Consider the following 20844-nt stretch of genomic DNA (forward strand, 5'->3'; position numbering starts at 1 on the left):
GCGCGCCGCTAGATGGCCCTCACCGGACGCACGGTCGCGCTCCTCCTCCTGGGGATCGCGCCGCTCGTCGCGCTCGGCGACGGGTCGGACGCGGCCTACGCGCTCCTCGCGGGGTGGATCCTCCTGGTCGCCCTGCTCGTGGGGCTCGACCTGGCTGTCGCCGCGAGCCCGCGCGCGGTGGCGCTCGAGCGGGTCCTGCCCGCGCGGATCCGCCTCGACGAGACCGGCGAGAGCGTGCTGCTCGTGACGAACCGCGGATCCCGGACCCTGCGCGGCGTGGTGCGCGACGCCTGGCAGCCGTCCGCGGGCGCCTCCTCCACGCGCGACCGGGTGCGGATCCCCGCCGGCGAGCGCCGCGCGATCCGCCTGACGCTCACCCCGACGCGCCGCGGCGAGCGCCGCACCGAGCGCGTGACCATCCGCGCGCACGGACCGCTCGGCCTCGCCGCGCGCCAGGCCACGCTCCTCTCCCCGGGCGCCGTCCGGGTCCTGCCGCCGTTCCGGTCGCGTCGCCACCTGCCCTCGCGGCTCGCCCGCCTGCGCGAGCTCGACGGCCGGACCGCGCTCATGGTGCGCGGGCAGGGCACCGAGTTCGACAGCCTGCGCGACTACGTCCGCGGCGACGACGTCCGCTCCATCGACTGGCGCGCGACCGCCCGGCGGCAGGACGTGGTCGTCCGCACCTGGCGGCCCGAGCGCGACCGGCGCGTGGTGCTCGTGCTCGACACCGGGCGCACGGCCGCGGGCCGGATCCGCGACGAGAGCCGGCTCGACACCGCGTTCGAGGCGTCGCTGCTGCTCGCGGCGCTCGCGACGCGCGCGGGCGATCGCGTCGACCTCGTGGCCCACGACCGCCGCGTCCGCGCGCGCGTGCGGGCCGGATCCGGCGGCGACGTCGTCTCCCGCATGGTCGACGCGCTCGCGCCCGTGGACCCGGAGCTCCTCGAGACCGACTGGACGGCCGTGCCCGCGCTCGTGCGCCGCATCGTGTCGCAGCGCTCGCTCGTGGTGCTGCTCACCGCCATCGACTCCCCCGGCAGCGCGCGCGCCCTGCTGCAGGTGCTGCCGCAGCTGACGCGGACGCACCACGTGCTGGTGGCCGCGGTCGTGGATCCCGGCCTCGCCGAGCGCGCCGCCGACCGCTCCGGCCGCGCCGCCGTCTACCGCGCCGCCGCCGCGGAGCGCGCGCTGCTCGACGTCGCGCGCGTGGAGGCCGCGGCGCGCCGGCTCGGTGCGGACGTCGTCACGGGCGCGCCGGCCGACCTGCCGCCCACGTTGGCCGACCGCTACATCCGGCTGAAGGCCACCGGGCGGCTCTGAGGCGGAGGCCGTCGCTCAGGCGGTCGCCGCCGCGGGCTCCGCGGGCGGCAGCGGGAGCGCGCCGCCGCTGAGCGCGCGGATCGCCCGCTCGAGCGCGTCCCGCATGTCGGCCTCGGGCCGGTAGCTCCACTGGAGCTGGAGGCCGTCGCTGACGGCGACCGCGACGCGCGCGAAGGAGTCGGGGTCGAGGCCGGCGGGGAGCTCGACGCCGAGGGCGCGCACCTGGTCGGCCACCGCGCCCACGACGCGCGCGTACCGGCCCGCGATGTACGCGTGCGCCGGGTGCTCGACGCCGGCGGCGTCGACGACGACGCGCGAGTACAGCGCGACGAGGCCGGGCGTGTCGGCGTTCCGCGAGCTCGCGCGGAGGAGCATGCCCACCATGTCCCCGGGATCTCCGTCGGGCAGCGTCTCGAGGTAGTCGGCCGCGGAGTGGGCGTCGCGCTCCTCGAGCACGGCGGCGATGAGCGCCTCGCGCGAGTCGAAGTAGTGCAGGACGCCGGCCTTGCTGATGCCGACGGCGTCGGCGATCTCCTGCAGGGACGACGCCGAGTAGCCGCGCTCGGCGATGAGGGCGAGCGCCGCCTCGAGGATCTCGCGGCGCCGGGCCGCGCCCTTGGCGTAGCGGCGGGGCCCCTCGTCGACTGCCATGGATCGACCCTAGCGATCGATGGGGGCACCCAATACCTACCGCGGGTCGGTTTCGCGTGCTACCGTCGTGCCGTTCCGCCGACGAGGGCGGACGGGAACTTGGAGGCACCGTGGCCGACGCAGTCCGAGACCGGCAGACCGGGGGCGCGTCGCGCGCCCGCGCAGGAGACCCGGACGGCGCCCGTCCCCCCGGGTCGCGCCGCGCCGAGATCGGGATGCCCATCGCCCTCCTCGGCCTCTTCGTCGCCCTGCTGCCGCCGATCATCGTGTCGCTCGCGCTCAAGGTCGCGGAGATCGCGCCCGGGAGCACGGCCGGCACCCTGAGCCTCGTCCTCGGCCTCGGCGCGCTCGTCGCGCTCGTCGTGAACCCGCTCGCCGGCCGCCTCTCCGACCGCACGCCCGGCCGCTTCGGCATGCGCCGCCCGTGGATCATCGGCGGCGTCGTGCTCGGCTACGGCGCGCTCTTCCTGCTCACCCAGGCGACCACCGTGCTCGCGCTCGTGGGCGCCTGGATGCTCGTGCAGGGCTGCTTCAACGCCGCCATCGCCGCCCTCATCGCCGTCATGGCCGACTCCGCCCGCCCGCGCCACCGCGGCCGGGTGGCCGCCGCCATCGGCGTCGCGCAGAACGGGTCGCTCGTGGTCGGCACCTTCATCGTGCAGCTGTTCACGACCACGACGCAGCAGGTGCTCGTGCCGGGCGCGATCGGCGTCGCCGTGGTCGTCGTCTTCGCGCTCGTCTTCCGCGACCGCGTGCTCACCGAGCGCCCCACGTCCCGCCTCGGCGTGAGGGAGGTCCTCGGGTCCTTCGTGTTCGACCCGCGCAGGAACCCCGACTTCGGCTGGGCCTGGCTCATGCGCTTCCTCCTCACGGCCAGCGCCGTGACCGCCACGAACTACCTCGCCTTCTACCTCATCGACGATCTGGGGGTCGCGCAGGCCGACGTCGCGAACGCCGTGTTCGTCTCGACGCTCTTCAACGTGATCGGCGTCGTCGCCACGACCTTCGTGGCCGGCTGGCTGAGCGACCGGCTCGGCCGCCGCAAGGTCTTCGTGGCCGCGGCGGCGCTCGTCGCCGTCGTGGGGCTCGTGATCCTCGCCCTCGCGCCCAGCCTCGCCGTCGTCTACGCCGCGCAGCTCGTCATCGGCGCGGGCATCGGCTCGTTCTACGCGGTCGACCTCGCGCTCATCACCGACGTGCTGCCGAGCGACCAGGACAACGGCAAGGACCTGGGCGTCGTCAACATCGCGCAGGCGCTGCCGCAGTCGCTCGTGCCCACCGCCGCGAGCGGCGTGGTGGCCGTGGCCGGCTACCCCGGCCTCTTCCTCGCCGGCGCCGCGGCCGGCGTCCTCGGCGCGGCGGCGGCCTTCCGCGTGAAGGGCGTCCGGTGACCGCCGGACGCGAGCAGGATCGACCGGACGCCGACGTCACCCGAGGAGCACCCATGGACCCGCACGACACCACCCCGCCCGCCCCCACCGCGCTCGACCCCGACGGCGCCCGCCTCGCGGAGCTGGCCGGCCGCCTCACGCTCGAGCAGAAGGTGCGGCTGATCACCGGCCGCGACTTCTGGACCACCTGGCCCGTCGAGGGCATCGGCCTCCGCCGCATGCTCGTCTCCGACGGCCCCAGCGGCGTGCGCGGCGAGGTCTGGGACGAGCGCTCCCCGTCGCTCAACCTGCCGTCGGCGTCCGCCCTGTCCTCCAGCTGGGACACCGGGATCGCCGCGCGCTACGGCCGCGCCTCCGCGGTGGAGGCGCGCCGCAAGGGCGTCGACGTCGTGCTCGGCCCGACCATCAACCTGCACCGCTCGCCCTACGGCGGCCGGCACTTCGAGGCCTTCAGCGAGGATCCGCTGCTCACCGCCGACCTCGCGGCCGCCTACGTGCGCGGCGTCCAGGAGAACGGCGTAGGCGCGACGCCCAAGCACTACGTCGCCAACGAGTACGAGACCGACCGTTTCACGGCCGACAGCGTCGTGTCCGAGCGGGCGCTGCGCGAGCTGTACCTCGCCGCGTTCGAGAAGGCCGTCGTCGAGTCGCGCGCGTGGCTCGTGATGAGCTCCTACAACTCCATCAACGGCACGACCTCGACGGAGAACGACCTGCTCGAGACCCCGCTCAACTCGGAGTGGGGCTTCGACGGCGTGGTCGTCAGCGACTGGACGGGCGTGCGCAGCGTCGACGCGGCGCGCGCGTCCCAGGACCTCGAGATGCCCGGCCCGGTCGGCGCGTGGGGCGACGCCCTCCTCGACGCCGTGCGCGACGGCCGCGTGCCCGAGGCCGACCTCGACCGCAAGGTGGTCCGCCTGCTGCGCCTCGCCGCCCGCGTCGGCGCCCTCGAGGGCTTCGACGCCGTCGTGCCCGCGCCCGTCGAGGTGGAGGACGGCGTCGCGTTCGCGCGCGCGGCGGAGGCGGCAGGCACGGTGCTCGTCCGCAACGAGGACGCCGCCCTGCCGCTGGACGCGTCCGCGCTCCGCACCGTCGCCGTCATCGGCCACAACGCCGTCGAGGCGCGCACGCAGGGCGGCGGCAGCGCGACCGTCATCCCGGAGCGCGTGGTGACGCCGCTCGACGGGATCCGCGATGCGCTCGGCGACGGCGTCGAGGTGCGGTACGCGCGCGGCGCGGTCGTGCAGAAGGGGATCCAGGAGCTGCCGCTCGCGGAGATCGTCAACCCGCGCACGGGCGAGCCCGGCGCCCTCGTGCGCTTCCTCGACGCCGACGGCCGGGAGATGTTCGCCGAGGACCGCCGCGCGACCACGCTCATGTACTTCGGCGGCGACGCGCCCACGGGCACGGCGGCCGTCATCGAGATCACCACGCGCTGGACCCCGTCGGCCACCGGCGAGGTGCTCGTCGGCTTCAGCGCCACCGGCCGCGGCCGCGTCTACGCCGACGGCTCGCTCCTCCGCGAGGACGGCGCCGCGCCCGTGGGCATGGACCTCGGGGCGAGCCTCATGTCCCCGCCCTCGATCTCCGCGCCGCTCCCGGCGACGGCGGGCACGCCCGTGGACCTCCGGATCGAGTTCGAGCTCACGAGCATGCCGGGCGGCCTCGCGGGCATCCTCGGCATCACGGTGGGCCTCGAGGCCGACGAGTCGGAGCCCGAGCGCCTGCTGGACGAGGCCGTCGAGGCGGCGACCGGCGCGGACGTCGCGATCGTCGTCGTCGGCACCAACGCGCAGGTCGAGTCCGAGGGCTTCGACCGGGAGACGCTCGCGCTGCCCGGCCGCCAGGACGAGCTGGTGCGCCGCGTCGCCGCCGCGAACCCGCGCACGATCGTGGTCGTCAACTCCGGATCCCCGGTGCTCCTCCCCTGGCGCGACGACGTGAGCGCCCTGCTGCTCGCCTGGTTCGGCGGCCAGGAGTTCGGCGGCGCCCTCGCCGACGTGCTGTTCGGCGCTGTCGAGCCGGGCGGCCGCCTCCCCACGACCTGGCCCGCGACCGAGGAGGACGTGCCCGTCCGCTCCGTCACGCCGGTGGACGGGAAGGTGGTCTACGACGAGGGGATCCACGTCGGCTACCGGGCGTGGCTCCGCTCGGGCGCGACCCCCGCCTACCCGTTCGGCCACGGCCTGGGCTACACCACGCACGCGCTCGACGACCTGCGGGTGGCCGAGGACGGCACGGGCGGGATCACCGCGACGGTCACCGTGACGAACACGGGCGACCGCGCCGGCAAGCAGGTCGTGCAGGCCTACCTGTCGCGCGCGGGATCCGCGGTCGACCGCCCCGTGCGCTGGCTCGCGGGCTTCGTGGCCGTCGAGCTCGCGGCCGGCGCGTCCGCCGAGGTCGACGTCCCCGTCGGAGCGCGGGCCTTCGCGCACTGGGACGGCGGCTGGCAGCGCGAGCCCGGCGCGTTCCGGCTGCACGTGGGCACGTCGGTGGCGGCGACGCCGCTGGAGGCCGACGTGGATCCGGCGGCCTGACCCGCGCCGTCCGCACGACGCGGGCGGCGGGCGGCGGGCGGTGCGGCTGATCCGCGGGCTCAGCCCGCGACGATCCGCCGGCCGCCCGCCTCGAACTCGTCGAGGTCGCCCGTCGCGCCCGCGCGCACGGCCCGGCCGCCGACGACCACCATGTAGAAGAGGAACGCGCCGAGCGCGACGGCCCCGATGCCGATCTTGAGCGGCACGGGCCACGGCTGCGGCGTCACGAAGCCCTCGATGATCCCGGAGACGAGCAGCACGAGCACGAGCCCCATCGCCACGGTGATGAGCGCGCGCCCGTCCTCGGCGAGCGCCTGGCCGCGCGTGCGGGCGCCGGGCGCGATCCACGCCCACGAGATGCGCAGGCCCGCGGCGGCGGCCACGAAGATCGCCGTCAGCTCCAGCAGGCCGTGCGGGAGGATGTAGGAGAAGAACGTGCCGCCCTCGCCGTAGGAGAACATCACCGCGGTCGTCGTGCCGATGCCCTGCGCGTTCTGCAGGATCACGTACGGCACCCACAGGCCCGTGATCCCGAAGGCGACGCACTGCGCGGCGATCCACGCGTTGTTCGTCCAGACCTGGCCCGCGAACGAGGCCGCGGGGTTCTCGCTGTAGTAGTCGATGAAGTCGTCGTCCACGTACTTGCGCAGGTCGGCGTCGCTGCCGAGGCTCGCGATCATCGCGGGGTCGCGGAGGATCCAGGTGGCGTAGAGCGCGACGATCGCGACCGTGACGAGGGCGACGGCCAGCGTCAGCCAGCGGATCCGGTACAGCGCCGCCGGCAGGTCGACGGCGAAGAACGCGGGGATGCGCGACGCGACGTTCGTCGTCTGCCCGGTGAAGCGCATGCGGGCCCGCGAGAGCGCCACCGAGAGCCGGTCGCCCTGCGCGGTGGATCCGGCCGACGCCTGGATCGCGGACAGCTCCGCCGCGCCCGCCTGGTACCGGTCGACGAGCTCGTCCGCGTCGGGTCCGCTGAGCCGGCGCCGGCCGGCGAGGCGGGCGAGCCGGTCCCAGTCGTCCCGGTGGGCGGCGGTGTAGGCGTCGAGGTCCATCTGCTTGACTATATGCATGGCGGCAGCCGACGCGCACGACCCGATCCTCTCGGACGGTCCCGACGCGCTCGTGGTCGGCGAGGCCGTCGCCCTCGACGTCCGCCCCGCGGGCTTCGTCCTCCGGGCCGCGGGCGCCGCCATCGACGTGGTCGCCTCCCTGGTCGTCGGCCTCCTGCTGCTGCTCCTCATCGGGCGGCTCGGCGAGGCGGGCCTCCTCGACGGCGCGTCCGGCGCCGCCGCGGCCATCGCCGCCATCGTGCTCGCGATCGTCGTGCTGCCCGTGGTCGTGGAGGTCGCCTCGCGCGGCCGCTCGCTCGGGCGCTGGGCCGTCGGCGCGCGCATCGTGCGGGCGGACGGCGGCGGCATCGGGCTCCGGCACGCGGTCGCCCGCGCGCTCGTCGGGATCCTCGAGCTCTACCTCACGTTCGGCGGGCTGGCCGCGCTCGTGGGCCTCCTGAGCCCACGCGCCCAGCGCCTCGGCGACCTCGTGGCCGGTACGCGCTCGCAGCACGAGCGCGTGCCCGCGTACCCCGCGCCCCTGCCGCCCGTCCCTCCGCACCTCGTCGCCTGGGCATCCGAGGCCGACGTCGGGCGCCTGCCGGACGCGCTCGGCCGCCGCCTCGCCCGCTTCCTCGCCCAGCGCTCCGCCATGACGCCGGCCTCCCGCGCGCGCCTCGCCGCGGAGCTCGCGAACGAGGCCGCCGTGCACGTGTCGCCGCTGCCGGCCACGGATCCCGAGTCGTTCGTCACGGCCGTCGGCGCCGTCCGCCGGGAGCGCGAGCACCGCGCCCTCATGCTCGAGCGCGACCGCATGGCCTCGCTCGAGCCGATCCTCGCGGGGCTGCCGCACGGGTTCCCGGTGCGCGGCGGATCCACGACCGGCTGAGCCGCTCCGCCCCCGCACGCGACGACGCCGCCCGCCCCGAGGTGGGGACGGACGGCGTCGGCGTGACCCGCGCGGATCAGTACCGGTAGTGGTCCACCTTGTACGGCCCCTCGACCGGGACGCCGATGTAGGCGGCCTGCTCCGGGCGCAGCTCGGTCAGCTCCACGCCGAGCGCGTCGAGGTGGAGGCGCGCGACCTTCTCGTCGAGGTGCTTGGGCAGCACGTACACGCCGATCGGGTACTGCTCGTTGCGCACCCACAGCTCGATCTGCGCGAGCACCTGGTTCGTGAACGAGTTGCTCATCACGAACGACGGGTGCCCGGTGGCGTTGCCGAGGTTCATCAGGCGGCCCTCGGAGAGCACGAGCACGCTGCGGCCCGACGGCAGGCGCCACTCGTGCACCTGCGGCTTGATCTCGACCTTCTCCGCGCCGGGGAGGCGCTCGAGCCCGGCCATGTCGATCTCGTTGTCGAAGTGGCCGACGTTGGCGATGATGGCCTGGTGCTTCATGCGCTGGATGTCGTCCACGCGCACGACGTCGACGTTGCCCGTGCCGGTGACGAGGATGTCGACGGTCTCGATGACCGACGAGAGCTTCGCGACCTGGTAGCCGTCCATCGCCGCCTGGAGCGCGCAGATCGGGTCGACCTCGGAGACGATGACGCGCGCGCCCTGGCCGCGCAGCGCCTCCGCCGCGCCCTTGCCCACGTCGCCGTAGCCGACGACGAACGCGACCTTGCCGCCGATGAGCACGTCGGTGGCGCGGTTGAGGCCGTCGGGCAGCGAGTGGCGGATGCCGTACTTGTTGTCGAACTTGCTCTTGGTGACCGAGTCGTTGACGTTGATGGCCGGGAACAGCAGCTCGCCGTCGCGCGCCAGCTCGTACAGGCGGTGGACGCCCGTCGTGGTCTCCTCGGTGACGCCCTGGATGTCGGCGGCGCGTCGGGTCCAGCGGTCGGAGGACGCGGAGAGGCTGCGGCGGAGCGTGTCGAGGATCACGCGGTACTCGTGGCTCGCGTCCTCGGGCGTCTCGGGCACGACGCCCGACAGCTCGTACTCGCGGCCCTTGTGCACCAGGAGCGAGGCGTCGCCGCCGTCGTCGAGGATCATGTTCGGGCCCGTCCAGTCGGCGCCGGCGGCCTGCGCCTCGCCCGACCAGTCGAAGATCTGCTCGGTGCACCACCAGTACTCCTCGAGCGTCTCGCCCTTCCAGGCGAAGACGGGGACGCCCGCGGGCGCCTCCGGGGTCCCCACGCCGACGGCGACGGCCGCGGCCGCCTCGTCCTGCGTGGAGAAGATGTTGCAGCTCGCCCAGCGCACCTGCGCGCCGAGGGCGGTGAGGGTCTCGATGAGCACGGCCGTCTGCACGGTCATGTGGATGGATCCGGCGATGCGCGCGCCCGCGAGCGGCTGCGACGCGCCGAACTCCTCGCGGAGGGCCATGAGGCCGGGCATCTCGTTCTCGGCGAGGCGGATCTGATGGCGGCCGGACTCCGCGAGGGAGAGGTCGGCGACGCGGAAGGGCAGAGCGGTGGAGGTGGCGTCCGGGAGCAGGGTCATGCGTCCAGTCTCGCATCCGACGCGTGACGGCCGCCCGTGGATGACGGGCGGCCGCGAGACGGCTAGCGGAACGACCGCAGGCGCAGGCTGTTCGTGACGACGAAGACCGACGAGAGCGCCATCGCGAGCCCCGCGACGAGCGGGTTGAGCAGGCCCAGCATGGCGACGGGGATCGCGGCGGCGTTGTACGCGAAGGCCCAGAACAGGTTGCCGCGGATCGTGCCGAGCGTGCGCCGCGCCAGCCGCACGGCGTCGGCCACGAGCACGAGGTCGCCCCGGACGATCGTGATGTCGCCCGCCTCGATGGCCGCGTCGGTGCCCGTGCCCATCGCGATGCCGAGGTCGGCCTGCGCGAGGGCCGCGGCGTCGTTCACGCCGTCGCCGACCATCGCGACCACGCGCCCCTCGGCCTGCAGGCGGCGCACCGCGTCGAGCTTGCCCTCGGGAAGGACGCCCGCGACGACCTCGTCGATGCCGACCTCCGCGGCGACGCGGTGCGCGGCGCCCGCCGCGTCGCCCGTGAGGAGGACCGGCCGGAGCCCGAGCGCGCGGATGCGGCGGACGGCCTCGGCGCTCGTGGGCTTCACGGTGTCGGCCACGGCGAGGATCCCGCGGACGGCGCCGTCCCACGCGATGGCCACGACGGTGGATCCTTCCGTCTCGGCGTCCCGCAGCGCGTCGGCGAGCGTCACGTCGGGCTCCGCGGACCAGGCGTCGGCGAGCCACGACGGTCGCCCGACCGCCACCGCCCGGCCGTCGACCACGCCGTGGACGCCGAGGCCCGGGGTGGCGACGAAGCCGTCGACGTCGGGGAGGGATCCGGCGCCGGCGGCCTCGACGACGGCGCGGGCGACCGGGTGCTCCGACCGCGCCTCGAGGGCGGCGGCGACGCGCACGAGCTCGTCGGCGTCGACGCCGGCCGCGGGGATCGCCCGGACGAGCGCCATCACGCCCGTCGTGACCGTCCCGGTCTTGTCGAGGAGCACGGTGTCGATGCGCCGGGTCGACTCGAGCACCTCGGGGCCGGTGATGAGGATCCCGAGCTGCGCGCCGCGGCCCGTGCCCACGAGGAGCGCGGTCGGCGTCGCGAGGCCGAGGGCGCAGGGGCACGCGATGATGAGCGTCGCGACCGCCGCGGTGAACGCGGCCTCCGCGGGGAAGCCGAGCAGCAGCCAGCCGACGAGCGTGCCGACGGCGAGGACGAGCACGACGGGCACGAAGACGGCCGACACGCGGTCGGCGAGGCGCTGGATCCGGGCCTTGCCGGTCTGCGCCTCCTCGACGAGCGCGGCCATGCGGGCGAGCCGGGTCTCCTCCCCGACGCGCGTGGCGCGCACGAGCAGGCGCCCGCCGGCGTTGAGGGTCGCGCCCGTCACCTCGTCCCCGGGGCCCACCTCCACGGGCAGGGACTCGCCCGTGAGGAGTGACCGGTCGACCGCGCTGGAGCCGTCGACGACCACGCCGTCGGTCGCGATCCGCTCGCCCGGCCGCACGACGAACTCCGCGCCCAGGCGCAGGTCGCGGATGGGGATCCGGGTCTCGACGCCGTCGCGCACCACGGCGACGTCCTTGGCGGCGAGGTCGAGGAGCGCGGCCAACGCGGCCCCGGACGCGCGCGCGGCCCGCGCCTCCAGGTAGCGGCCGCCGAGGAGGAACACCGTGATGGCCGCCGCGACCTCGAGGTAGACGTCGCCGGATCCGCCGCCGGGCTCGGAGACGAGGCTCATGGTCATGCGCATGCCCGGCTGGCCCGCGTCGCCGAGGAAGAGCGCGTACAGCGACCACAGGAACGCGGCCGCGACGCCGATGCTGACGAGCGTGTCCATGCCGACTCCGCCGTGGCGCGCGCTGACGGCGGCGGAGCGGTGGAACGGCCAGGCACCCCAGACCGCGACGGGCGCGGCGAGCGCGAGCGACAGCCACTGCCAGTCCCGGAACTGCAGCGCGGGGATCATCGCCATGAGGAACACGGGCACCGTGAGCGCCGCGGACACCAGGAGGCGCTGCCGGAGCGCGAGCTCGTCGGCCTCGGGGCGGCGGGCGGCGACCACGTCGCGGACCGGAGGATCCGCCGGCGCCGGCGCCGGGGCGGGAGCGGGAGCCGACGCGACGGGAGCGGCCGCGACGTCGTCCCCCGCCGCGCTCCCCCACCCGGGGCGCTCGGAGGCGCGGTACCCGGTCCGCTCGATGGTGCGGATCGCGTCCTCGACGCTCGTGCCCGCGGGCAGCTGCACGCGCGCCCGGTGGGTGGCGTAGTTGACGGCCGCCTCCACCCCGGGCATCCGGCCGAGCTTCCGCTCGATCCGCATCGCGCACGACGCGCACGTCATGCCCTGCACGTCGAGGTCGACGCGCGTGAGCACCGCGCCGCCGTCGGGCGCGGGTCCGGACGCGGGGTCGGCCATGTCAGAGCCCCGCGACGTACCCGGCCTCGTCGACCGCGGCGCGCACGGCCTCGGGGTCGAGCGGCGCATCGCTCTCGACGGTGACGGTGGATGCGCCGCCCACGACGAGTTCGACCGCCACGGACGCGACGCCCGGGAGCTCGCCGACCTCCTCGGTGACGCTCGCGACGCAGTGCGCGCAGGTCATGCCGGTGACGGGGAAGATCGTGGTGGTCATGGGGTCTCCTTCGTGTCGTGCGATGTCGATGGGCGTCGGCGGATCAGGACCGGACGAGGCGCGCGATGGCCGCGGAGGCCTCGCGCACCTTGTCGTCCGCGACCTGGCCGCCCGCGCGCGCCGCCTCCGCGAGGCAGTGGGCGAGGTGGTCGTCGAGCAGCTTGAGCGCGACGGTCTCCATGGCGCGCGTGACGGCGGAGACCTGCGTGAGCACGTCGATGCAGTAGGTGTCGGACTCGACCATGCGCTCGATCCCGCGCACCTGGCCCTCCGCGCGCCGCAGCCGCTTGAGGATGTCGTCCTTGCTATCGCCGTACCCGACCATGGCGGCCACCTCCCGTTCCCGTCCACGATACCCCCTGGGGGTACGCGATGGAACCCCCCGGGGGTATGACCGGGACGCCCGCACGCGACGACGCCGCGCCCCTCGCGGAGGGACGCGGCGTCGGATGGCGCGGGTGGCGGGTGCCGGGTGCCGGGCTCAGGCCCCGCGGATCAGCCCCAGGAGCTCGTCGCGGAGCGCGGCCATGCGCTCCTCGGTCGACGCCTCGACGTTCAGGCGCAGCAGCGGCTCGGTGTTCGAGGGCCGGACGCTGAACCACCAGAAGGAGCCGTCGTCGCCCGCGGGGCCGTCGACCGTGAGGCCGTCGAGCTCGTCGAACTCGCCGCGTCCGCGGAAGGCCTCGACGATGCGCTCGTAGGCGGCGGGCACGTCGTCGACCGTGCTGTTGATCTCGCCCGACAGCGCGTACGGCGTGTAGCGGGCCGAGAGGTCCGACATGAGGCCGTCCGTCTGGCCGAACTCGGCGAGCAGGTGCATCGCGGCGAGCATGCCGTTGTCGGCACCCCAGAAGTCGCGGAAGTAGTAGTGCGCGGAGTGCTCGCCGCCGAAGACGGCGCCGGTCGCGGCCATCTGGTCCTTGATGAGGGAGTGGCCGACGCGCGTGCGGACCGCCGTGGCTCCCGCCGCCTCGATCGTCTCGGGGACGATGCGCGAGGTGATGAGGTTGTGCAGCACCGTCACGTCCTCGTCCGGCGCCTGCGCCTTCACGCGGGAGATCTCGCGGAGCGCCACGATGGCCGCGACGGCGCTGGGCGTGACCGCCTGCCCCTTCTCGTCCACGACGAAGCAGCGGTCGGCGTCGCCGTCGAACGCGAGGCCGAGGTCGGCGCCGTGCTCGACGACCGCCTTCTGCAGGTCGACCAGGTTGGCGGGCTCGAGCGGGTTCGCCTCGTGGTTCGGGAAGGTGCCGTCGAGCTCGAAGTACAGCGGGATGATCTCGATGGGCAGCTCGGGGAGGCCGGCCGCGGTGCCGAGCACGGCGGGGACGGTCATGCCGCCCATGCCGTTGCCCGCGTCGACCACGACGCGCAGCGGGCGGATGCCCGAGAGGTCGACGAGCTGGCGGAGGTACCCGGCGTAGTCGGCGAGCACGTCGCGCTCCCGCACCTCGCCCGCCGGCTCGACGGGCGCGATGCCGTCCGCCAGGAAGCCGATGGCGCGGTCGCGGATGGCGGCGAGGCCCGTGTCGAGGCTGATGCCCTGGGCACCCGCGCGGGAGAACTTGAGGCCGTTGTACGTGGCCGGGTTGTGGCTCGCGGTGAACATGACCGCGGGGGCGGCGAGGGATCCCGATGCGAAGTAGGTCTCGTCCGTCGAGCAGAGCCCGATGAGGAGGACGTTCCCGCCGCGGGCCGTGGCGCCGCGGGCGAACGCCTGGGCGAACGACGGCGAGGAGTCGCGCATGTCGTGGCCCACGACGATCTCGCCGCCGGCGGCTCCGAGCTCGTCGACGAAGCCGGCGCCGAGGGCTGTGACCAGCTCTTCGGTGAGCTGGCTCCCGACGAGACCTCGCACGTCGTAGGTCTTCACGATGGCGGTCAGCGTCTGGGCGGCAGTCGTCGTCATGCTCAGGAACCTACCTCACCGAGCACGCCGTGCCGCACGATCTGCCAGCCCTGCGGGGCCGAGAGGCGGGCCGCGTGGCGGTCGCAGAGGTCGTAGCTGTGCGGCTCGGAGTCGTGGCTGAGCGGACCGAGGACGGCCATGGAATCCGCGTAGACGTAGGTGAGCGTGGTCGTGGCGCCGCCGGTGCAGCCGACGCGGGAGCAGGGCCTGTTCGTCATGTCGGGCCCACACTACCGCCGAGGCCGGCCGGTACGATGGGGCCATGCCACGATCGCGCCGCCGGGGAGGCCACGTCTCCATCCGGGGCTCCTGGCGGGATCGGCACGGCCGCGGCCTCCGCTCCCCCGTCACCGGGCCCGAGCTGCCGGTGCTGCGCACGCGCGCCGACGTCTTCGACCAGACCATCGCGTCCGCCGCCGAGTACCTCCGCGGCCTCTGGCCCGACGAGCTCGACCGCGTCTCGTTCGAGGTCGCCGCCCTGCCCGCCGAGAACAGCGAGCGGGACGGCATCGACCGCTGGAGCGTCCTCGCCGACGAGCGCCGCGTCATCTTCTACCGGCTGCCCATCGAGCGCCTCGCCCACCTCCACGAGGACGACGAGTACCACCAGCGGGCGCTCGTGGAGGGGTGCGTGTACCGGGCGGTCGCCGAGCTCCTCGGCAAGGACCCGTGGGACCTCGCGCCCGACAGGTACGACCCGCACTAGCGGCGGATCCCGAACGGATGCCAGGCATCCGCCCTCCGCGCGCGTCGCGGCCAGGCGGACGCGGCGCCCGGCGTCAGGGGTGGACGCGCAGGGGGTCCGCGGCCGGCAGGACCGGCACGACGGGGAGCGCTGCGGATCGGCCCGGCTCGGCGAGCGTCACGGTCGCGGTGAGGCCGCTGGTCCCCTCGAGCAGGTAGGTGCGCCCGGCCTCGACGGCGGCGGAGACCTCGGATCCCGCGGGCACGTCGATCGACACGGCCGCGGAGCCGTCGGTCGGCCGGGCCGTGACCGCAGCCGCCTGGTCCCCGGCGTTCCGCAGGTGCAGGAGGGGCGCCGGACCCGCGGGAACCGACACGAGCGCGTCCCGCGTGAGCTGCTCGGCCGACGGCAGCCAGGCGAAGTCGGTCGCGCCGCTCTCCGCCGCGCCGGACACGCTGCGCACGGCCGCCGTGACCGGGACCGAGCTCTGCACGGTCACCGAGTAGCGGCCGTCGGGGAGGGCGCTGACCGGGACGTCGATCGTGCGGCCCGCGTCGACCTGCACCGTGAAGGTGGTGCCCGTGCCGTCGGTGCCCTCCTCGGGGGTGACGCTCACGCTGACGTCGGCGTCGTCGGATCCGGGGACGAGGACGCGCACCGCCGTCTCGCGGTCGGGGTCGGTGCCGGGGTCCGAGCCCGCTCCGGACGCGGATCCGCCCTCGTCGGCGGCGGGCGCGTCCTGGCCGTCGACGGGCGCGACGGGCGCGGCCTGCGAGTCGATGCGGAGGCCGGTCATGGTGAGCGCGGTGGACGGGGCGGCGGCCGGCCCGATCCAGTCCACGCCGCCCGCGAGGAGCCCGCGGACCGTGCTCTGCTCGAGCCGGGCGACGACCTGGCCGCCGCGGCTCTGCACGTGCACGGCCGGGGAGGAGAGGTCGGGGGCGAGTCCCGCGAGGCTGAGCACGCGGCGGCCGCCGGCCGGGACCGAGATCCCGCTGGCGCCCGGGGCGCTGACGGCCCCGTCCTCGCCCGTGATGGCCAGGTCGACCGTGGAGGAGACGCCGGACGGGTTGTCGAGCACGACGAACGTGGTGCGGCCGGTGGTCGTCGCGCCGCCCACGAGCCACGCGTCCGCGGTGGCCTCGGAGCACGACGCGGCGGCGAGCCCCGCGAGGTCGGCCTCCGTCGCGATCTCGGACGCCGCGCCCGCGAGGTCGGTGGGCGCGTCGTCGACGGCGCCCGCGGCGGCGAGTACGGACGGCGCGCTCGACGCCGCTCCCTGCACCTCGGGGGCCTGGATGCGCGAGGTGCGGACCGCGGGGGCGGCGCCGGTCGACCCGGTCGTCGCGGATCCGCTCGTCACGGCCGCGCTCCCCACCGCGACCGCGGTCGTCGGAGACGCGGCGTCGGCCGCGGGCGGGCGGAGGAGCGATCCGGGGCAGACGCGCTGCTGGTCGGTCGCCACGGGGGTCACGAGCACCGAGGGGGCGCTCGCGTCGACCGCGGCGGGCGGGAGCAGGAGCGCGCCGGTCACGACGACCCCCAGCACGGCGACGCCGACGATCCCGGTGGTCACGCGCGTCGCGATGCGCACGGCGTCACGCCTGGCCATCTGTCCTCCTACGGTCGTCGTCGGTGGCGGGGTCGCGGTCGGGGTCGCTGTCGGCGGGCGGCGCGGATCCGTCGTCATCGCCCTCCCCGTCGTCGCCGGAGCGGCGCTCCCCCGCCTGCGGGATGTCGCCGAACGGCACCGACTCCGCGGCCTGCCCCGTCGGCTCGTCGAGGTACGCGGGGGTGCCGCGGTCGTCGTGCACGGCCCGCGGCTCCTCGGCGTCCGCCGGGCGCGCGTCCGTGGCCGCGACGGGCTCGCGGTACGCGGGCAGCGGCCGGCTGCGCGCCGCGAGCCCGCCGGTGGGGATTGCGAGGAGCAGGGTCAGCGCGAACACGAGCGCCTGCGCCGCCAGGACGCCCGCGCGTCCCGGGTCGTCGAGGTTGCCGGGACCCGCGACCTGGGCGACGAGGTCGTCGCTGCCCACGAAGCGCCAGAGCAGACCGGCCTCGGTCTGCCCGACGGCGGTGAACACGGGATCGTCGTCGAGCGCGGCCCGGGCGCGGTCGTGCACGGCGGCCTCCGCGTCCCCCGCGGGCGTCGCGAGGAGCACGTAGCTGACGCCGAGCGCCCGGAGGTCGTCGGTCGCGTCGAGGCCGGAGCGGGAGGAGACGTTGCCCGCGAGCTCGGCGACGCGGCTCTGCGTGTCGGACAGCGGTCCGATGGTCGAGTCGACCGTGGACACCTGCTCGAGCGTGCGGCCGGCGCCCCGCTCGACGTCGGCGGAGAGCGAGCCGTCGTCCCCGGCGCGCAGCAGGAGCGTGCCGACCGCGGGATCCGTGGCGGCCTCGGCCACCACGAGCCCGGGCAGGGAGGTGTCCGAGGTGGCGCGCACCACGGTGGATCCGGCGACGGCGGCGGAGACGAGCGGCAGCGCGAGCACGACCAGGGTGACGGCGGCGACGAGCCCGGGCACGACCGAGCGGCGGCCGAGCGTCGCGAAGCCCAGCACGAGCGCCCCGGCGAGGCCGAGCCAGAGGAGGCTGAGGCCGGATCCGGGCCAGACGGCCACGACGTCGGATCCGGTCGACTGCACCACCGTCCGGGCGGCGAGCACGGCGGTCGCGAACCCAAGCACCGTCACGCCGAGCGCGAGGGCGGCGCGGTGCGACCCGCGGAGGAAGAGCGCCGCGACCGCGCCCAGCACCAGCGGCGCGACGAGCACGGCGACGACGACGAGCGGGACCGCGGCGGGCAGCCCCGCGCCCAGCCCCTCGACGAAGGAGGCCCAGCCTCCGAGGCCGGACGTGGGGAAGCCCAGCGCGAGGCCGGGCACGTCGGCGGGCGCGAACCCCGCGGGGACGGCCGGGTCGGCGGCGAGCGCCAGCGGCTGGCCCTGCATCACGCGGTGGACGACGAGGGGCGCGACCAGGGCGACCAGCGGCACGGGGATCGTGATGAGCCGACCCGCGTCGCGTCCCGCGCGCACCGTGGCGACGAGCCAGAGCACGAGGACGGCGGGGACGAGCGACGGGGCGGACGCGCCGACGGCCGCCATCAGGATCCCGGCCACGGCGGACGCGGACCACGAGCGCGGCGCGCGCAGCACCGCGAGCGCGAGCCACGGCAGGAGCAGGTGCGCGAGCACGGCGGGCAGGCGTCCGTCGCCGAGCGCGACGAGCAGGGTGGGCGCGAGGGTCCAGACGAGGGCGGCCAGCGCGCGCAGCCACGCGTTCCGGGTCAGCTGCGCGGCGCACAGCCAGGCGGCGAGGGCCGCGAGCGGCAGGGCGGCCACGAAGAGCCCGAGGACCGCGAGCGACGGCTCCCACGCCGTGACGCTGCCGAGCACGGCGAGCACGTACGCGAACGGGTCGGAGGGGGCGACGGGTCCCGCTCCGGATCCGCGGACGCCGATCCCGACCTGCGCCCACAGCGCCCCGGCGCTCGGACCGAGCGGCAGGAGCTGCCCGCCGACGATGGCCGTGCCGGTCAGCCGCGGCAGCCACATGAGGGCGGAGAGGAGGAGCGCCGCCACCACGGTCCAGCCCCCACCCGTCGCGAGGAACTCCACGCCGTCGGAGACGCCCATGTGCTCGACCCGGTACTGCTCGCGCGCCAGCGACCTCCGTCGGCGGCCGACCGCGAGCGGCTGGCGGAGCGACGCGATGCTCGACCACGGCGCCGTGCGCGCCGCCGCGACCCGACGACGGCTGGCGCGGATCCGCCCGGGCGCCACGGCCACGCGCACCGCGGCGGCGATCTCGCCGGGCGCGGCGGTCGGCCGCTTGCGCAGCATCTGCAGCAGGGCGCGCAGGATGGCGAGCGGCACCAGCGAGAGCCAGTGGAACGGGACGGCGGCCGCGGGCGCGTACGCGAGGCGGCGGTGCAGCTGGGCCTGCCGGCGCAGGCGACGGCGGCGGCGGCGCGGCGTGCGCTTCCCCAGGAACGCCGTGCCGGGGGCGGCGTCGCCCGCGGAGGCGACGCGCGCGGCGGGCACGACCACGACGCGGTGCCCGGCGAGGCGGGCCCGGACGCAGAGGTCGAGCGCGTCGTCGATGACGGGCAGCGCGTCATCGAACCCGCCGAGCTCGTCCCAGAGGCGATGGCGCACGAGCATGCCGCCCGCGGCCACGCCGAGGACGTCGCTCATGTCGTCGTACTGGGCCTGGTCGAGCTCGACGTCGACCACGGGCACCGCCGCGCCGAGCGTGGTGAGCGTGGTCCCGAGCTCGTGGATGTAGCCGGGGTGGTCCCACTCCATGAGCTTCGGGCCGGCGACCGCGACGCTCGGCGAGGCCTCCACGGCGGCGAGGAGGCGTTCGAGCGCGTCGGGCGCCGGCGCGTTGTCGGCGGAGAGCAGCCAGAGCAGCTCGTGGTCGCCCTCCGGCGCGGGGATGACGCGCACGGCCTGCTCCACCGCCTGCCCGAAGGTCATGCGGGCCGGAGCCTGCACCATCCGGGTGGGGTCGGACGCCGCGAGGAGGGCAGCGGATCCGTCGCGGGAGCCGAGGTCGACCGCGACCACCTGGTCGGGGCGCCGGGTCTGCGCCGCGAGGGCCTCGAGGGTCCGGTCGAGGAACGGCGCGCCCTCGTGGGCGACGAGGATCGCGGTTACTCGTGGCTGCATGACAGGGAGACCCTACGTGGTGCGTGATGGGGATCCGCCGCAGCGGGACGGCGCGCCGGAAGCCGGACACCGCGGGCCTCGGGCGGCCGGGTCAGACCGCGCGCTTGCGGAGCTTGCGGCGCTCGCGCTCGGAGAGGCCGCCCCAGATGCCGAAGCGCTCGTCGTTCTCCAGCGCGTACTCGAGGCACTCGCTGCGCACCTCGCACGAGCCGCAGATCTTCTTGGCGTCGCGGGTGGAGCCGCCCTTCTCGGGGAAGAAGGCCTCGGGGTCGGTCTGCGCGCAGAGCGAGTCCGCCTGCCACGCGAGCGGGTTGCCGTCGTCGACGCCGCGGACGCCGGGGACCCCGAGTCGGACGGGGTCGACGAACCAGTCGTCGGGGACTCCGGCGTGGTGCTCAGGTAGTGCCATGTCACGATCTCCCCACGCGGCCGGGGCGCCCGGCCGGCCCCAGCTCATCGTCATAATTACACCGGTGTAACTCGCTCCCGTCAAGCCGCGGAGCGTAAACCCTCAGCCGCTCCTCGAGGGTTGCGACGCGCCGCCGCTCGCCGCCGGCGCTAGGCCGGGGTGCCGGCCTGGCGCGCGTGCCACGCGCTCGTGACCATGTCGTCCAGGGAGTGCCGCATGGCCCAGTCGATGTCGCGCGCGGCGAGCGCGCCGGAGGCCACGATGCGGGCCGGGTCGCCGGGCCGGCGGTCGTGCAGCTCGGGCTCGAACGCGATGCCGGTGGCGCCGGCGATCGCCGTCATGATCTCGCGCACGCTGACCCCCGCGCCGCTGCCGAGGCAGTAGACGGGCTCGACGGGCTCGCCCGCCTCGAGGCGGCGGGCGGCGGCCACGTGCGAGGCCGCGAGGTCGACCACGTGGATGTAGTCGCGCACGCACGTGCCGTCGGGCGTCGGGTAGTCCGCCCCGTAGATGCGCGGGGTCCGCCCGTCGAGCAGGGCGTCGAAGACCAGCGGGAACAGGTTGTGGGGGCTCGTGTCGAAGTAGCCCTCCTCGCCGGATCCGACGACGTTGAAGTACCGCAACGACGCGTGGCGGAGGCCCTTCGCGACACCCTGGTCGCGCAGCAGCCACTCGCCGATGAGCTTGGACTCGCCGTAGGGCGACTCGGGGGCCTTCGGCGTCCGCTCGTCGACGAGGTCGACGTCGGTCGTGCCGTACACCGCGGCGGACGAGGAGAAGACGATGCTGTCGACGCCCGCGCGCTCCATCTCCTCGAGCAGGACGGCCGTGGCCGTCACGTTCTGCTCGTAGGTGTGCAGGGGGCGCTGGACGGAGACCCCGGCGTACTTGAAGCCCGCGACGTGGACGACGCCGCGGATGTCACCGCGGCCGAGGATGCTCGCGACGAGCTCCCGGTCGAGGACGGACCCGCGGTGGAAGGCCACGCCCTCGGGCACGAACGCCTCGTGGCCGCTCGAGAGGTCGTCGAGGACGACCGTCTCGATGCCGGCGCGTGCGAACGCGGAGACGATGTGCGAACCGATGTAGCCGGCGCCGCCGGTGACCAACCATGTCATGCGCCAACCCTATCGACGGCG

17 protein-coding genes are annotated in these 20844 nt (G+C 75.5%); 5 read left to right on the plus strand and 12 right to left on the minus strand.

Annotation, left to right across the window (positions count from 1 at the left end):
• Window positions 1-12 precede the first annotated feature (12 nt).
• Complete coding sequence (locus ITJ44_RS04145) at window positions 13-1320, plus strand: DUF58 domain-containing protein (protein WP_194633472.1); 1308 nt, start codon at window positions 13-15, stop codon at window positions 1318-1320.
• A 15-nt stretch (window positions 1321-1335) separates the two neighbouring features.
• Here ITJ44_RS04145 and ITJ44_RS04150 read toward each other — a convergent pair whose 3' ends face one another.
• Window positions 1336-1971 (minus strand): TetR/AcrR family transcriptional regulator, encoded by a 636-nt coding sequence (locus ITJ44_RS04150; protein WP_194633473.1) that lies wholly within the window; start codon window positions 1969-1971, stop codon window positions 1336-1338.
• Window positions 1972-2186: 215 nt separating this feature from the next.
• Between ITJ44_RS04150 and ITJ44_RS04155 the strand changes: the two genes are divergently transcribed.
• A complete protein-coding gene (locus ITJ44_RS04155; RefSeq protein ID WP_228494481.1) occupies window positions 2187-3362 on the plus strand; it encodes an MFS transporter in 1176 nt (391 codons plus the stop codon).
• 53 nt (window positions 3363-3415) lie between these two features.
• On the plus strand, window positions 3416-5902 hold the full coding sequence (locus tag ITJ44_RS04160) for a glycoside hydrolase family 3 C-terminal domain-containing protein (protein ID WP_194633475.1): 2487 nt from the start codon (window positions 3416-3418) through the stop codon (window positions 5900-5902).
• Between the two features lie 59 nt (window positions 5903-5961).
• Here ITJ44_RS04160 and ITJ44_RS04165 read toward each other — a convergent pair whose 3' ends face one another.
• On the minus strand, window positions 5962-6957 hold the full coding sequence (locus ITJ44_RS04165; protein ID WP_194634048.1) for a stage II sporulation protein M: 996 nt from the start codon (window positions 6955-6957) through the stop codon (window positions 5962-5964).
• A gap of 16 nt (window positions 6958-6973) precedes the next feature.
• On the opposite strand from ITJ44_RS04165, the gene ITJ44_RS04170 reads away from it, so the two are divergent.
• Complete coding sequence (locus tag ITJ44_RS04170; RefSeq protein WP_194633476.1) at window positions 6974-7843, plus strand: RDD family protein; 870 nt, start codon at window positions 6974-6976, stop codon at window positions 7841-7843.
• Between the two features lie 76 nt (window positions 7844-7919).
• On the opposite strand, the gene ahcY is transcribed toward ITJ44_RS04170, so the two are convergent.
• From ahcY to ITJ44_RS04200, 6 genes are all read right to left on the minus strand, one after another.
• On the minus strand, window positions 7920-9404 hold the full coding sequence (gene ahcY / locus ITJ44_RS04175; RefSeq protein ID WP_194633477.1) for an adenosylhomocysteinase: 1485 nt from the start codon (window positions 9402-9404) through the stop codon (window positions 7920-7922).
• A 62-nt stretch (window positions 9405-9466) separates the two neighbouring features.
• Complete coding sequence (locus ITJ44_RS04180) at window positions 9467-11809, minus strand: cation-translocating P-type ATPase (protein ID WP_194633478.1); 2343 nt, start codon at window positions 11807-11809, stop codon at window positions 9467-9469.
• Between the two features lies 1 nt (window position 11810).
• Entirely contained in the window at window positions 11811-12026 is a 216-nt protein-coding gene (locus ITJ44_RS04185; RefSeq protein ID WP_194633479.1) for a heavy-metal-associated domain-containing protein, read from the minus strand.
• Window positions 12027-12069: 43 nt separating this feature from the next.
• Window positions 12070-12351 (minus strand): metal-sensitive transcriptional regulator, encoded by a 282-nt coding sequence (locus tag ITJ44_RS04190; protein ID WP_194633480.1) that lies wholly within the window; start codon window positions 12349-12351, stop codon window positions 12070-12072.
• Window positions 12352-12507: 156 nt separating this feature from the next.
• Window positions 12508-13935, minus strand: a complete 1428-nt coding sequence (locus ITJ44_RS04195; protein ID WP_194633481.1) for a phosphomannomutase/phosphoglucomutase — start codon at window positions 13933-13935, stop codon at window positions 12508-12510.
• A gap of 2 nt (window positions 13936-13937) precedes the next feature.
• On the minus strand, window positions 13938-14153 hold the full coding sequence (locus ITJ44_RS04200; RefSeq protein ID WP_012037719.1) for a DUF3499 family protein: 216 nt from the start codon (window positions 14151-14153) through the stop codon (window positions 13938-13940).
• A 44-nt stretch (window positions 14154-14197) separates the two neighbouring features.
• On the opposite strand from ITJ44_RS04200, the gene ITJ44_RS04205 reads away from it, so the two are divergent.
• Window positions 14198-14641: a metallopeptidase family protein gene (locus tag ITJ44_RS04205; RefSeq protein WP_045527045.1), complete on the plus strand. Its 444-nt coding sequence runs from the start codon at window positions 14198-14200 to the stop codon at window positions 14639-14641.
• A 73-nt stretch (window positions 14642-14714) separates the two neighbouring features.
• Here the strand turns inward: ITJ44_RS04205 and ITJ44_RS04210 are convergent, their stop codons facing one another.
• The 4 genes from ITJ44_RS04210 to galE form a co-directional block, all read right to left on the minus strand.
• Window positions 14715-16232: a DUF5719 family protein gene (locus ITJ44_RS04210; protein WP_194633482.1), complete on the minus strand. Its 1518-nt coding sequence runs from the start codon at window positions 16230-16232 to the stop codon at window positions 14715-14717.
• Window positions 16219-19296: a glycosyltransferase family 2 protein gene (locus tag ITJ44_RS04215; protein ID WP_194633483.1), complete on the minus strand. Its 3078-nt coding sequence runs from the start codon at window positions 19294-19296 to the stop codon at window positions 16219-16221. The genes ITJ44_RS04210 and ITJ44_RS04215 overlap by 14 nt, the downstream gene beginning before the upstream one ends.
• A gap of 91 nt (window positions 19297-19387) precedes the next feature.
• Entirely contained in the window at window positions 19388-19705 is a 318-nt protein-coding gene (locus ITJ44_RS04220) for a WhiB family transcriptional regulator (RefSeq protein WP_194633484.1), read from the minus strand.
• Window positions 19706-19854: 149 nt separating this feature from the next.
• The gene (galE, locus tag ITJ44_RS04225) at window positions 19855-20823 is read right to left on the minus strand and encodes a UDP-glucose 4-epimerase GalE (RefSeq protein WP_194633485.1); all 969 of its coding nucleotides are present in this window, start codon (window positions 20821-20823) and stop codon (window positions 19855-19857) included.
• Between the last annotated feature and the right edge of the window lie 21 nt (window positions 20824-20844).

The organism is Clavibacter sp. VKM Ac-2873, assembly GCF_015351075.1.
Taxonomy (GTDB): domain Bacteria; phylum Actinomycetota; class Actinomycetes; order Actinomycetales; family Microbacteriaceae; genus Clavibacter.